Origin of the sequence: Streptomyces ferrugineus (assembly GCF_015160855.1) — a bacterium.
In the GTDB taxonomy this organism is placed as follows: domain Bacteria; phylum Actinomycetota; class Actinomycetes; order Streptomycetales; family Streptomycetaceae; genus Streptomyces; species Streptomyces ferrugineus.
The window spans coordinates 1,133,807-1,147,531 of record NZ_CP063373.1; the positions used below are offsets into that span (position 1 = coordinate 1,133,807).

12 protein-coding genes are annotated in these 13,725 nt (G+C 71.4%); 8 read left to right on the top strand and 4 right to left on the bottom strand.

Annotated features, from left to right (window positions below; all coding sequences use genetic code 11):
* Positions 1–96: 96 nt before the first annotated feature.
* Positions 97–1,542 carry a DUF2079 domain-containing protein gene (locus IM697_RS05410; RefSeq protein ID WP_194045250.1) on the bottom strand — a complete coding sequence of 482 codons (1,446 nt, stop codon included), beginning with the start codon at positions 1,540–1,542 and terminating at the stop codon, positions 97–99.
* Positions 1,543–2,551: 1,009 nt separating this feature from the next.
* On the opposite strand from IM697_RS05410, the gene mfd reads away from it, so the two are divergent.
* Both mfd and IM697_RS05420 read left to right on the top strand, forming a co-directional pair.
* The gene (gene mfd, locus IM697_RS05415; RefSeq protein WP_194045251.1) at positions 2,552–6,106 is read left to right on the top strand and encodes a transcription-repair coupling factor; all 3,555 of its coding nucleotides are present in this window, start codon (positions 2,552–2,554) and stop codon (positions 6,104–6,106) included.
* Between the two features lie 45 nt (positions 6,107–6,151).
* Positions 6,152–6,340 carry a hypothetical protein gene (locus IM697_RS05420; RefSeq protein ID WP_194045253.1) on the top strand — a complete coding sequence of 63 codons (189 nt, stop codon included), beginning with the start codon at positions 6,152–6,154 and terminating at the stop codon, positions 6,338–6,340.
* 35 nt (positions 6,341–6,375) lie between these two features.
* Here the strand turns inward: IM697_RS05420 and IM697_RS05425 are convergent, their stop codons facing one another.
* Together IM697_RS05425 and IM697_RS05430 are read right to left on the bottom strand one after the other, a co-directional pair.
* The gene (locus tag IM697_RS05425; RefSeq protein ID WP_228044511.1) at positions 6,376–6,780 is read right to left on the bottom strand and encodes an SgcJ/EcaC family oxidoreductase; all 405 of its coding nucleotides are present in this window, start codon (positions 6,778–6,780) and stop codon (positions 6,376–6,378) included.
* A 34-nt stretch (positions 6,781–6,814) separates the two neighbouring features.
* A complete protein-coding gene (locus IM697_RS05430; protein WP_194045255.1) occupies positions 6,815–7,420 on the bottom strand; it encodes a TetR/AcrR family transcriptional regulator in 606 nt (201 codons plus the stop codon).
* A 140-nt stretch (positions 7,421–7,560) separates the two neighbouring features.
* Here IM697_RS05430 and IM697_RS05435 point away from each other — a divergent pair, with 140 nt between their 5' ends.
* Positions 7,561–8,448, top strand: a complete 888-nt coding sequence (locus IM697_RS05435) for an SCO6745 family protein (protein WP_194045257.1) — start codon at positions 7,561–7,563, stop codon at positions 8,446–8,448.
* Positions 8,449–8,557: 109 nt separating this feature from the next.
* Here IM697_RS05435 and IM697_RS05440 read toward each other — a convergent pair whose 3' ends face one another.
* A complete protein-coding gene (locus IM697_RS05440) occupies positions 8,558–8,740 on the bottom strand; it encodes an Rv0909 family putative TA system antitoxin (protein ID WP_194045259.1) in 183 nt (60 codons plus the stop codon).
* Between the two features lie 205 nt (positions 8,741–8,945).
* On the opposite strand from IM697_RS05440, the gene IM697_RS05445 reads away from it, so the two are divergent.
* The 5 genes from IM697_RS05445 to IM697_RS05465 all read left to right on the top strand — a co-directional run bounded on the left by IM697_RS05445 (position 8,946) and on the right by IM697_RS05465 (position 13,705).
* Positions 8,946–9,716, top strand: a complete 771-nt coding sequence (locus tag IM697_RS05445; RefSeq protein ID WP_194049599.1) for an HNH endonuclease family protein — start codon at positions 8,946–8,948, stop codon at positions 9,714–9,716.
* 76 nt (positions 9,717–9,792) lie between these two features.
* Positions 9,793–10,536: an N-acetyltransferase gene (locus IM697_RS05450; protein ID WP_194045260.1), complete on the top strand. Its 744-nt coding sequence runs from the start codon at positions 9,793–9,795 to the stop codon at positions 10,534–10,536.
* A 196-nt stretch (positions 10,537–10,732) separates the two neighbouring features.
* Entirely contained in the window at positions 10,733–11,335 is a 603-nt protein-coding gene (locus IM697_RS05455) for a hypothetical protein (protein WP_194045261.1), read from the top strand.
* A 65-nt stretch (positions 11,336–11,400) separates the two neighbouring features.
* Complete coding sequence (locus IM697_RS05460; RefSeq protein ID WP_265582738.1) at positions 11,401–12,867, top strand: serine/threonine-protein kinase; 1,467 nt, start codon at positions 11,401–11,403, stop codon at positions 12,865–12,867.
* Positions 12,868–13,060: 193 nt separating this feature from the next.
* Positions 13,061–13,705 carry a SurA N-terminal domain-containing protein gene (locus IM697_RS05465; protein WP_194045263.1) on the top strand — a complete coding sequence of 215 codons (645 nt, stop codon included), beginning with the start codon at positions 13,061–13,063 and terminating at the stop codon, positions 13,703–13,705.
* Positions 13,706–13,725 lie beyond the last annotated feature (20 nt).

Genomic DNA, 13,725 nt, shown 5'->3' on the forward strand with positions numbered 1-13,725 from the left:
GTTGCGGGGGACGGGCCCGGCCCGGAGGGACCACCTTCCGGACCGGGCCCGCCATCGTCACTGCCACTAGTTACTGCCGCTCGTCACTGCCGTTCGTCACTGCCGCTTGAGGAGTACGACTCCGTAGACGTTGCCCTCGACGGTGTACCGGGCCTGCGGGTGCAGGGACCTGACGTAGCCCTCGACGTCCCGGTAACGCTTGCGGGAGTTGTCGAGGGCGATGAAGTCGGGGTTAATGCCACGCGTGCTGGTGATCCAGAAGACCCGGCAGCGCGAGGTGAGCCGGCTGATCGGCGCGATGTTCGCCTCCACGGAGGCGCCGTCCGGGACCTCGGCCAGCAGCCGTTCGATCGCGCTCACACGCTCGGGCTTGCGATAGATCTCGCTCTCCGTGAGCGCGGCCAGCGGCAGCGAGGTGGTCAGCGCGAGCGAGGCGGCCGCGACGGCGGCGGGCAGGTGACGGACGTACGAGCGCAGCCACGCGCGCGTGCTGTGCCGTGCGGTGCCGAGGGCGTCGACCAGCGCGAGGGTCACGATGGGCATCAGAACGGCGTTGTAGTGCCAGTCGGTTCCCCAGTACTGCGGATACGAGGAGACGAAACGCCAGCCGATCGTGGGCAGGGCGACGAGCAGGATCGGGGAACGCAGGGCGAGCAGCCCGCTGGTCGGGATGAGCAGCCAGCACAGGGTGCGCAGCTTGGTGTCGAGACCGTCGAACGGCCCGCCGCCGCCGGACTCGTCGACCTTGCTCCAGTAGTCGTAGGTACCGGCGGAGTTGAAGCTCGGTATGACCAGCAGCAGGGTGACCACGAGGGCCACGACCCCGAAGACGGCGACGCCGATCGCGTACCGCATCGCGCGCGGGGACTCCTGGCGGGCCCGCCAGGCGACGACCAGGGCGATGGCGGTGACCGTGAACCCCAGGTCCTCCTTGACGAGAACGAGCGGCATGGCCCACACCAGAGCGGCCCGCCAACGCTGGGCGAGCAGCGCCTCGAGACTGAAGGCGATCAGCGGCAGGGCGAAGCAGATCTCGTGGAAGTCGAAGTCGACGGCCTGCTGAAGCCCCCACGACAGCCCGTACGCCACCCCGATCGCCAGCCCGCCCCACCGTCCCAGCAGCCGGGCCGCGGCGCGGGTGACGGGAACGGCGGAGAGGGCGAACAGCGCGGCCTGGGCGAGGAGCAGCGTGACGGGCGAGGGGAAGACCCGGTACAGCGGCGCGAGGAGGGCGGTCACCGGACTGAAGTGATCACCCAGGATGTTGAACCCGGGCCCCTTGAGGTCGGCGATCGGCGCCTGAAGGTGCGCGTACGACCGGATGACCTGCTCAAAGATCCCGAGGTCCCAGGACCGCTGCCCCAGATGCCGGTAACGCCCCACGGACACCACCGCATAACCGACGAACAGCGCGACCGCGAGCAGCCATGGCTCCCGCCGCCCGGCGACGACCCGCGGTTGATCCGTGGAGCGAGCGTCGGACGCCGATATATGAGGCTCGGAGGAGGTACTGGACATCGCCGAGGGAGCGGGGGTGGGCATGGGGGGGACCTTACGCGGTACGGGATTGAGGGTTTCGCCCACCCGTGCGACTTGGCCGGCGCGGCCTTTCGGGCGCCGGTCCGATTTGCGTGACTCCAGCCGGTTCTGAGCAGATCCACTCGCACCCAAGAACCGCTCGCCAACGCCGCGCCGCACCTCTCGACCCGCCCGGCGTTCGAGGACGGGGCCTTCCCACCCCGAACACCCATCCCCACCCTGAAGGGGCACCTCTTCCAACACCGGCCCGCATCTCGCGGCCTGTCCGGTGTTCTGGGCCGGGGCCACGCTGTCCCGGGCTCCGCCCCGCCCGCTGGGGGCGCTGCCTTGCGGTGCCGGGTCGGGCCTTGCGGCCTGTCTGGTGTTCTGGGGCGGGTCTCGCTGTCCCGGGCCCTCGCCCACCCGCTGGGGGCGCCGCTTTCCAGCGTCGGGCCGGGCTTTTCGGCCTGTCCGGTCTTCGGGGGCAGGGTTGTGCTGTCCCGGGCCCTCGCCCGCCCGCTGGGGGTGCCGCGTTCCAGTGTCGGGTCGGGTCTTCCGGCCTGTCCGGTCTTCGGGGGCAGGGTTGTGCTGTCTCGGGCCCTCGCCCGCCCGCTGGGGGTGCCGCTTTCCAGCGTCGGGTCGGGTCTTCCGGCCCGTCCGGTGTTCGGGGACAGGATTGTGCCGTCCCCAGCCCCCACCCACCCGCAGGGGGGCGCACCTTCCAGCGTCGGCTCGCATCAGTCAGCCCGTCCGGCGTTTGAGGACAAGGCCCCTTAAGGGCCGGAGCGGGGGTCTGGGGGCGCAGCCCCCAGGGGTGCCCGGGGTCGAAGGGGCGGGGCCCCTGGGGATGGGACGGGTAGGGGCGGCGGGGGCGAGAAAAGGTCGAGGCTCGCGACGGTGACGGTGGCCGAGAGAACCGGCGTTATCCACAGCCCCCGGCGCCCGCTCGCGCAGCGACGTACGCTGGAACCCCCGGCCCGTCACACGCGTCGGGCCCTTCGTGTTGCCCACCCAGGACGGAAAGCGCCTCCGAATGAGCCTGCACGGTCTGCTCGACGCCGTAGTCAAGGACACCGCCCTCGCGGAAGCGATCACCGCCGCCGCAGACGGCAACCGCATGCACGTCGACCTGGTCGGCCCCCCAGCGGCCCGCCCGTTCGCGATCGCCGCCCTCGCCCGCGAGACCGACCGCCCGCTCCTGGCGGTGACGGCGACCGGCCGCGAGGCCGAGGACCTGGCGGCGGCCCTGCGCTCCCTCCTCCCCCCGGAGGGCGTCGTGGAGTACCCGTCCTGGGAGACCCTCCCGCACGAGCGCCTGAGCCCCCGCAGTGACACCGTCGGCCGACGCCTGGCCGTCCTCCGCCGCCTCGCCCACCCCAGCTCCGACGACCCCGAGACCGGCCCGGTCTCCGTCGTCGTGGCCCCCGTCCGCTCGGTCCTCCAGCCCCAGGTCAAGGGCCTCGGCGACCTCGAACCGGTGTCCCTGAGGACCGGCCGGACCGCCGACCTCGGCGAGATCGTCGAAGCCCTCGCCGCCGCCGCGTACGCGCGCGTGGAGCTCGTCGAGAAGCGCGGCGAGTTCGCCGTACGAGGCGGCATCCTGGACGTCTTCCCGCCCACCGAGGAACACCCCCTGCGCATCGAGTTCTGGGGCGACGACGTCGAGGAGATCCGCTACTTCAAGGTCGCCGACCAGCGCTCCCTCGAAGTCGCCGAGCACGGCCTGTGGGCCCCGCCCTGCCGTGAGCTGCTCCTCACCGACGACGTCCGCGCACGCGCGCGTGCCCTCGCCGAGGAGCACCCCGAACTCGGCGAGCTGCTCGGCAAGATCGCCGAGGGCATCGCGGTCGAGGGCATGGAGTCCCTCGCGCCGGTCCTCGTCGACGACATGGAGCTGCTGCTCGACGTCCTGCCCAAGGGCGCGATGTCCGTCGTATGCGACCCGGAGCGGGTACGCACGCGTGCCGCGGACCTCGTGGCGACATCCCAGGAATTCCTCCAGGCGTCCTGGGCCGCCACCGCCGGCGGCGGCGAGGCGCCCATCGACGTCGGCGCCGCCTCCCTGTGGTCCATCGCCGACGTACGCGACCGCGCGCGCGAGCTGGACATGATGTGGTGGTCGGTGTCGCCGTTCGCGGCCGACGACACGTTTACATTTGCCGCTGACGCGGCGGGCGACGCCGACACCCTCAAGCTCGGCATGCACGCGCCGGAGTCGTACCGCGGCGACACCGCGAAGGCCCTCGCCGACACCAAGGGCTGGCTCGCCGACGGCTGGCGCACGGTCTTCGTGACCGAGGGCCACGGCCCGGCGGCCCGCACGGTCGAGGTGCTCGGCGGCGAGGGCGTCGCGGCCCGCCTGGAGGCGGACCTGGGGAAGATCTCCCCGTCCGTCGTCCATGTCGCGTGCGGCTCGATCGACTACGGCTTCGTGGACCCCGTCCTCAAGCTGGCCGTCCTGACCGAGACCGACCTGTCCGGGCAGAAGGCGGCCGGCAAGGACGGCGCCCGGATGCCGGCCCGCCGCCGCAAGACCATCGACCCGCTCACCCTGGAGACGGGCGACTACATCGTCCACGAGCAGCACGGCGTCGGCCGCTACATCGAGATGGTGCAGCGCACCGTCCAGGGCGCCACGCGCGAGTACCTCGTCGTCGAGTACGCCCCCGCCAAGCGCGGCCAGCCCGGCGACCGGCTGTACATCCCCACCGACCAGCTGGAGCAGATCACCAAGTACGTCGGCGGCGAGGCGCCCACCCTGCATCGCCTGGGCGGCGCCGACTGGACGAAGACCAAGGCGCGGGCCAAGAAGGCCGTCAAGGAGATCGCCGCCGACCTGATCAAGCTCTACAGCGCGCGCATGGCGGCCCCCGGGCACGCCTTCGGCTCGGACACCCCCTGGCAGCGCGAGCTGGAGGACGCCTTCCCGTACGCCGAGACCCCGGACCAGCTGACGACCATCGCCGAGGTCAAGGAGGACATGGAGAAGTCGGTCCCGATGGACCGCCTGATCTGCGGCGACGTCGGCTACGGCAAGACGGAGATCGCGGTGCGGGCCGCGTTCAAGGCCGTCCAGGACGGCAAGCAGGTGGCCGTCCTCGTCCCCACGACCCTGCTGGTGCAGCAGCACTTCGGGACGTTCTCCGAGCGCTACTCGCAGTTCCCGGTGAACACCCGGGCGCTGTCCCGCTTCCAGAGCGACACCGAGGCGAAGGCGGTCCTGGAGGGCCTGCGCGAGGGCTCGGTGGACATCGTCATCGGCACGCACCGGCTGTTCTCGTCGGAGACCAAGTTCAAGGACCTGGGCCTGGTCATCGTCGACGAGGAGCAGCGCTTCGGCGTCGAGCACAAGGAGCAGCTGAAGAAGCTGCGCGCGAACGTCGACGTACTGACGATGTCCGCGACCCCGATCCCCAGGACCCTGGAGATGGCGGTCACCGGCATCCGCGAGATGTCGACGATCACCACTCCGCCCGAGGAGCGCCACCCGGTCCTGACCTTCGTCGGCCCGTACGAGGAGAGGCAGATCGGTGCCGCGATCCGCCGCGAACTGCTGCGCGAGGGCCAGGTCTTCTACATCCACAACCGCGTCGAGTCGATCGACCGCGCGGCCGCCCGCCTGCGCGAGATCGTCCCCGAGGCGCGTATCGCGACGGCGCACGGCCAGATGTCGGAGCAGGCGCTGGAGCAGGTGGTCGTCGACTTCTGGGAGAAGAAGTTCGACGTCCTGGTGTCGACCACGATCGTCGAGTCCGGCATCGACATCTCCAACGCCAACACCCTGATCGTGGAGCGCGGCGACAACTTCGGCCTGTCCCAGCTGCACCAGCTGCGCGGCCGGGTCGGGCGAGGCCGGGAGCGCGGCTACGCCTACTTCCTGTACCCCCCGGAGAAGCCGCTCACGGAGACCGCCCACGAGCGCCTCGCGACCATCGCCCAGCACACCGAGATGGGCGCCGGCATGTACGTCGCGATGAAGGACCTGGAGATCCGGGGCGCCGGCAACCTGCTGGGCGGCGAGCAGTCCGGCCACATCGCGGGCGTCGGCTTCGACCTGTACGTCCGTATGGTCGGCGAGGCGGTCGCGGACTACCGGGCGTCCCTGGAAGGCGGCGTCGAGGAGGAGCCGCCGCTGGAGGTCAAGATCGAGCTCCCGGTCGACGCGCATGTCCCGCACGACTACGCCCCCGGCGAGCGCCTCCGCCTGCAGGCCTACCGGGCCATCGCCTCCGCCAACACGGAGGAGGACATCAAGTCCGTACGCGAGGAACTCGTCGACCGCTACGGCAAGCTGCCCGAGCCGGTCGAGAACCTCCTGCTGGTGGCGGGCCTGCGCATGCTGGCCCGCGCGTGCGGCGTCGGTGAGATCGTCCTTCAGGGCAACAACATCCGCTTCGCTCCGGTGGAGTTGCGCGAGTCCCAGGAACTGCGGGTCAAGCGCCTGTACCCGGGCACCGTCATCAAGCCGGCGGTGCACCAGGTGCTGGTGCCGCGTCCGAAGACCGCGAAGGTGGGCGGGAAGCCGCTGGTCGGGCGGGAACTGCTCGGGTGGGTCGGGGAGTTCCTGGCGTCGATTCTGGGATCGTGAGCGGCTTTGTCGTGAGCAGATCTTGAGCAGATTGCGAGCCGTACGGTGATTCGAGACCTCTACAACGTCCGGTTGCGGCCCGCGGAGGACGCCGGGGGCGCCGCCACACCGATGACCGAGGAGGAGGAGCAGCGCTACCGCGCCGTGTTGTTCAGCGAACAGCAGCAGGTACTGGTGGAAGCCGAGGACCACTGCCGCCTCAGGCTCTGCCTCGCCGGGTACGCGGCGTCGTAAGGGCCGCAGCCGCGACGCAGCCGCGACGACGCCCGCTAGTCGCCGTGCACTTCGGTGTTCTGGCAGGCGTGCAGCAGCCAGCGTCCGTCGTCCTGCTTGGTCATGACGTACAGCGGGGCGCCTTCGGTGTCGCCCTGCGGCGAGTGGTAGACCTGCCGGACCTTGACGGCCGCCACGTCGGGGCGCAGGAGCTGCGTGTGCACCACCTCGTAGGTGACCTCGCCGTCCCAGGTCGCGGTGGGCAGTACGGCGCGGGTGAACTCGGCGATGGCGTCGCGGCCGATGAGGACCTTGCCGTGGCCGGTGGTCCACAGCGCGTCGGGGTGGAAGAGGGCGAGGAAGCCCTCGGGGTCCTTGGCCCGCTGGGTGCGCTCGACGGTGGCGACGACCTCGGCGATGGCGTCGCGATCCGCTGTTTCGATGGTCATGTCGATGGTCATGCCGATCACTGTGGGACCTCAAGTGGACTTGAGGTCAAGCTCGTTCCCCGCGCCCGCTCGGCGCCTCGCTCCGGAACAGCATCGCCGCCAGCGTCCGGAACACCTCTTCGGGGTCCCGGTCGCCGACCGGCCCGTCGAGGTTGTGGCTGAGCAGCAGCGTGGCGAAGCCGTGGGCCAGTGACCAGGCGGCGACGCCGGCGAGCCGGGGGTCGATGCCGAGCTCCTCGGGGTGCACGGCGGAGACGGCGCCGCGCAGGGCGTCACCGGCGAGGGCGCGGGCCGTGGCCAGCTCGAGGTCGTCGGCGCGCAGCAGTTCGGGCGTGAACATCACCTGGAAGTGCGCGGGGTGCTCGCGCGCGAAACGGACGTAGCGCACGCCCGCGTCCCGCAGGTCCGCGGCCTCGATGAGTGCGGTCGCCAGCAGCCCGTACCCCTCGGCGGCGATCGCCGTGAGCAGCCCGGTGCGGTCCCTGAAGTGATGGGCCGGCGCCGCGTGCGAGACACCGGCACGACGGGCGAGGTCGCGCAGGCTCAGCGCGGACGGGCCGTCGGCGGCGATGGCGTCCAGCGCGGCGGTGAGGATGGCTCGGCGCAGATCGCCGTGGTGGTAGGGGCGGCGGGGGGAGGACTGCTGGGTCATGGCAGCAGCGTACGCGCGGTCTAGGCAATGACAAGTTTCCTGGATCTAGCCATTGACAAGTTCGATCGGCGTCCGGCAGTCTTGTCAGTGTCAAGTTGTGGGAGCGGGAGATTCGGACCGGGGAGCGGGGGAGTCGCGCCATGGTGAAGAAGTACGACGGTGATCTGGGGCTCGATCGCGTACGTCAGCTCTGGCATCTGCTGGAGCCGCTGCACGCGGTGCTGTACTACGCGCCGGAGGCCTTCGAGGAGGCGGCGGCGCTCGGCTACGCCACTGAACAGCGCTGGCCGAGCTACTTCCCGTACCGGGCCGCGCCGCTGGGAGCGGTGGGCCCGGAGCAAGTCGCCTCCGCCTTCTACAGCTTCAGCCCGCGCATGGTCGCCGAACACATCGACCCCGCATGGAAGAGCGCGAACCCCGAGGCCGTGCTGCGGGCCCGGACGCGCGGCATCGACCGGGCCTACCGGGCGATACTCGGCGACCGGACGGACAGCCCCGAGCTGGCGGAAGCAGCGGCCCTCGCCCGCCGCGCGGCCGAAGCGGCGAACACCGCGGGCCGTCCCCTCGCCGCGGCCAACGCCGCCCTGGACTGGCCGCGGCCCCCGCACCTCCAGCTCTGGCACGCGGCGACGATCCTGCGCGAACACCGCGGCGACGGCCACATAGCGGCCCTGCTGGTGGCCGGCCTCGACCCGGTCGAGTCGCTCGTGTCGTTCGCCGCGATAGGCGCCGCGTCGGTTGAGCGCTTCGAGAGCCGTGGCTGGAGCGAGGAGGAATGGGCGTCCGCCCGGGAGCGGCTGACCGCACGGGGACTGGTCGACGCGGACGACGGTAAGGCCACGGAGGCCGGCCGCGAACTGCGCCGCGCGGTCGAGGAGCAGACCGACCAACTCGCCGCCGCGCCCTGGCAGTCGCTCACCCCGGCCGAGGTGGACCGTCTCGTGGCACTGCTCGGTGAGTTCTGGGTGGCGGTGCTGTCCTCCGGTCTGCTGCCGTCCGAGACGACGTTGGGGATCGGGAAGGTCTGAGGCCCTCTCGGCTCTCCGACTTCGCCTGGGGGCGGGTGTGGGGCAGCGTGAAGCCGTCCGCGGGAGCTGGATCTGCGCGGACGGCCTCAGTGCTCAAGGTGCTCCGGCCTCAAGGCTGCTCGGGCCTGTCGCGGTCCATGCCGAGTTCGCGCTCCATCCGCTGCTGCGCGTCGTCGGTCTGGCGCTCGTACTTGTCGCCCGTCTTCTCGTTGACCTTCCGCTCCGCGGTGTCGGACATGTCCCTGGCCCTGTCCTGCGCCTGGCGGTTCCTGAACCTGTCGAAGATGCCCATCCAGAGCTCCTTCCGGAGGTGATTCACGACCGAAGATACGCCCGAGTTGCGAAGTATGCGCGAATAGCCCTGTTGTGGTCTGGACCTCCGGGCGGGCCTCTTGAATGCCGCCGTGCGCCGGGTCGCTACCGTGTGCGTGACGGTGTACCAGGGAAGACCGCCAGTGCGGGGCGGAACGCGCGGCAAAGGGGAGGGGCGCGTCGTGATGCGTCTGAGGGGCGGGGCGGCGAGTGCCGCGGCGATGCTCGGCATGGTGCTGGTACTGGCGGGCTGCGAGAACGTCGATCTGTCCGTGGACGACGAGTCCTCCGGCTCCGCCGTCCCGACCGCCGGCTCCGGCCGCGCCACGAGCCCGCTGGACAACCCCGACGGCACCAAACCGGGGCTCGCGGCCCTGACTTCGGACGCCGACCGGGCCGAGGGGCGGGCCCTCATAGCCAAGGTGGCGACGAAGGGCCGCGGCCCCAAGACGGGCTACGACCGCGACGAGTTCGGCTACGCCTGGATGGACTCGGCGCCGGGCGGCATCCCGTTCGCCCGCAACGGCTGCGACACCCGCAACGACCTCCTCAAGCGCGACGGCGAGGACCTCCGCTTCCGCTCCGGCTCGGACTGCGTCGTGACCTCCATGACGTTGCGCGACCCGTACACGGGCCGGACGATCGAGTGGACCAAGTCCCGTGCCACGGCCGTGCAGATCGACCATGTGATGCCGCTGTCCTACGACTGGCAGATGGGCGCCTCCCGCTGGCCCAAGGGCAAGCGCCAGGACATCGCCAACGACCCCCTCAACCTCATACCGGTCGACGGCCCGGCCAACGGCTCCAAGGGCGACTCCGGGCCCGCGACCTGGCTGCCCCCGAACAAGCGGATCCGCTGCTCGTACGCGGTGCGGTTCGCCCAGGTGTCGCTGAAGTACGAACTGCCGGTGACGACCGCCGACAAGGAGATGATGCTGCGCCAGTGCGGAGGGTGACCCGGAGCGTGAGCGGGCCCGGTCGCGGGCCGAAAACGGCTTCCCGGCGCCACCGTCCCCGCTTACCGTTTCCGGCATGGAACTGAAGGTGTCGAGCCTGGCGGACCGCCCGGAGATGCTCGGGCGGGTGCTGGGAATGGCGGACAGCTGGCCGGAGTTCGTCGTCCAGGACCCGGTCGGCAACGCCCACTACGGCCGCATCCCGCGCGAATTCCCGCAGTACGCGCTGTTCGCGGAGGACGAGCGGGGCGAGGTCGTCGCCCAGGCCTTCAGCGTGCCGTTCGCGCTCGGCGCCGAGGGACGCGGCCGGCTGCCCGCCCGGGGCTGGGACGAGGTGCTGGTGTGGGCCTTCGCCGACCTGCGGGCCGGCGTTCGCCCCGACACGGTCAGCGCCATCTCCGTCGTCATCGCCCCGCACGCACTGGGCGGCGGCCTGTCCGCCCGGATGCTCTCCGCGATGCGTGACAACGCCCGCGCCCTCGGATTCCGCGAGGTCGTCGCCCCGGTCCGCCCCAACGCCAAGCACCTCGAACCGCACACCCCCATCGAGGAGTACGCCCACCGCCTGCGCACCGACGGCCTGCCCCACGACCCATGGCTGCGCGTCCACGCCCGCGCCGGAGCCACCATCGACTCCATCGCCCCGGCCTCCATGACCGTCGCCGGCTCGCTGGAACAGTGGCGCCGCTGGACCGGGCTGCCCTTCGACACCCCGGGCGACATCGAGGTGCCCGGCGCGCTGGTGCCGGTGCGGTGCGAGCCGGAGCGGGACCACGCGGTGTACGTCGAACCCAACGTGTGGATGCGGCATCCGCTCTGAGCCACGCGGAAGGTGAGCCTCCGCGTGACCTGCGCCCAAGTGCGAAGTGATCAGCACGACAACGGTTCGGTACAAGCGGTGACCGTATGTCGGTGTCGACCTATACGCTCGAAGCGACAATCGCACGACCGAGGTTGCCCCGCACCGGGCAGGGTCGGTCGACACCGTACACCCACTTCAGGCTTCAGGAGCAACCATGCACGGCCACGGCTATCCGCAGCCGGTGAACCAGCCGCCGCCCACCGGGTGGCTGGTCTTCCTGCGCGTGGTCTTCGTCGTGATCTCCGTGCTGAGCTTCGGCCTGCTCATGTGGACGATGATGCTGCGCCTGGCCATCGTGACCCGCAGGGCGCTCGACTGGTGGCTGTTCGCGGCGTCGATCGTGGTGGAGTTCCTCGGCCTGTACCTGATGGGTTCCGAGCCCGGCGAAGAGATCCACACCGCGGGCGGCTGGATCGGCCTCGCCCTCGTCCTGGGCGGCATCGTGGCCTCGGTCGCGTACTACCTCTCCGCCGACATACGCCACTTCCACCAGCTCCGCTTCCCCGGCTACCGCGCACAGCGGCCCCCGGCCCAGGCCTACGGCTACCCGCAGCCGCAGTCGCCGTACACCGCCACGACGGCGCCGCAGTCGCCGACGCGGCAGGCGCCCACCCCGCACACCCCCATACCGCAGACACCGGCCCCGCCGCCCCCACAGCGCCCCGCGCCCGCCCGCATCGACCAGGTGCGCGCCGAACTCGACGAGCTCAGTGACTATCTGCGCAAGCACGACGGCAACCCCGAAGGCGGAAGGTGACCGTGGCGACAGGACGCCTTGTCGCCGGCCGCTATGAACTGTCCACGCTCATCGGACAGGGCGGCATGGGACAGGTCTGGACGGCGTACGACCAACGGCTCGACCGGCGCGTCGCGGTGAAGCTGCTGCGCCCCGACAAGGTGGCCGGGCAGGAGGCGGACGAGCTGCGCCGCCGCTTCGAGCGCGAGTGCCGGGTGACCGCACAGGTCGACCACCCCGGGCTGGTCACGGTGCACGACGCGGGCAGCGAGGGCGAGGAGTTGTTCCTCGTCATGCAGTACGTCGACGGCGTCGACCTCTCCGCGCATCTCGCCGAGCACGGCCCCTACCCCTGGCAGTGGGCGGTCGCGGTCGCCGCGCAACTGTGCGCCGTGCTGAGCGCCGTGCACGCCGTGCCGATCGTCCACCGCGACCTCAAGCCGCGCAACGTGATGGTGAAGCAGGACGGCACGGTCACCGTCCTCGACCTCGGCGTCGCCTCCGTCATGGACGCCGACACCACCCGCCTCACCCACACCGGCACCCCCATCGGCTCACCCGCCTACATGGCCCCCGAGCAGGCCATGGGCGGCGCGGTCGGCCCGTACACCGACCTGTACGCGCTCGGTGTGGTGCTGCACGAACTGCTCAGTGGAGACGTGCCGTTCTCCGGCTCCACCGCGCTCGGCGTGCTGCACCGGCATCTGTACGAGCCGCCGCAGCCCGTGCGCCGGATCCGCCCCGAGGTCCCCGAGGCACTCGAAGCCCTGGTCCTGCGCCTGCTCGCGAAGGACCCGCAGCACCGCCCCGCCTCCGCGCAGGAGACGTACGACGGCCTGGAGGCGCTCCTGCCCGCCCGCGGGACGCCCACCGGAGCGCCCCTCGACCCCACCCGCCCCTTCCTGCGCCCGCACGCCCCCTGGCCGGACCGCGCACGCACCCCCGCCCCCCAGCCCACGCCCGCCACCCCCATCACCCCCGACACCGACAAGCCGGACGTCGCCCGCGCCGTCGACGAGGTCAAGCGCCTCCTCGGCGAGGGCCGTATCACCCAGGCCGTCGACATCCTCGGCTCGATCCTGCCCACCGCGGCCGAACAGCACGGCGAGCACTCCCCGGTCGTGCGCACCCTGCGCAAGCAGTACGCCGCCACCCTCATGGACGACGGCCAGTACCGGCGCGCGCTGCCCGAACTGCGCCGCCTCGCCGACGAACGTGCCGCCGAGGCCGGCCAGGCCGACCCGCAGGCCCTGCGCTTCCGCTTCGACGTCGCCCAGTGCCTGGAACAGCTCGGCCAGCCGGGCGCCGCACTCACCGAGTACCGCGCGCTGCTGCCGTACTACGAGAACCAGTACGTCTCCGGCAACCCCGAGCTCGCCCACGACGTACGCCGCCGCATCGGCCACCTCCTGCTCGCCCTGGGCGACCGCCCCGCCGCCCACGACACCCTGGCCCGGCTGCTGATCGACGTGGAGCGCCTGCACGGCCCGGGCCACCCGGTCGCGGCGGAGGTACGGCGCACCCTGCAATGGCTGGGGCAGGTGCGCGGCTAGTCGCCCGACCGTCCCAGGTACGGGGGCGGTGACGGCCACCGGTCGGCGACCCCGCCGAGCGGGTGGTGCCGCGGTGCCCGAAGTCCTGGCGAATCGTTGGTCGAATGGGTTGGCCAGAGCTTGCCCACTGCCTACCATCGATCACCGCAAGACTTTGTGCACCGTCGCACAAGCTCTCCAACGGGAGGTCTCCTTGCACCGCCGCCGTCGTACCGCGCTCCTTCTCTCCGCCGCGATCGTCGCGGCCCCCCTGCTGACCGCCTGCGGAAGTGACGCGCACCCCGGTGCGGCGGCCGTCGTCGGCGGCCAGCGGATCACCGTCGCGCAGCTGGAGAACAGGGTGAGCGAGGTACGCGCGGCCCAGCGCGAGGCCGTACCCGACGAGGCCGCGTACGCACAGGTCGTCGCCAAGTCCGGCAGCCTCCCGCGCGACGTCCTGCACAACATGGTCCTCGACGAGGTGCTGCACCAGGCCGCCCAGGACGCGGGCGTCACCGTCACCCGCAAGGAGATCCAGAAGATGCGCGGCGACCTGGAGAGCCAGGTCGGCGGCGCCAAGGCCCTGGAGACCGCCTGGCTCCAGCAGTACGGCGTCCCGCCGCAGCGCCTCGGCGAGAACCTCCGCCTCCAGCTCGAGGCCCAGAAGCTCGCCACGGCCCTCGGCACCGACACCGGCAAGCCCGCCTTCTGGAACGCCATGTCCGCGGCGTCCAAGAAGCTCGGCATCGAGCTCAACCCGCGCTACGGCACCTGGGACGTCCAGAAGAGCAGCCGGGCGGACGCGAAGACGCCGTGGGTGCGTGAGGTGACGGCGGCAGGCACCCAGCAGACCATGTGACGGCCTGTGGATAACTCAGG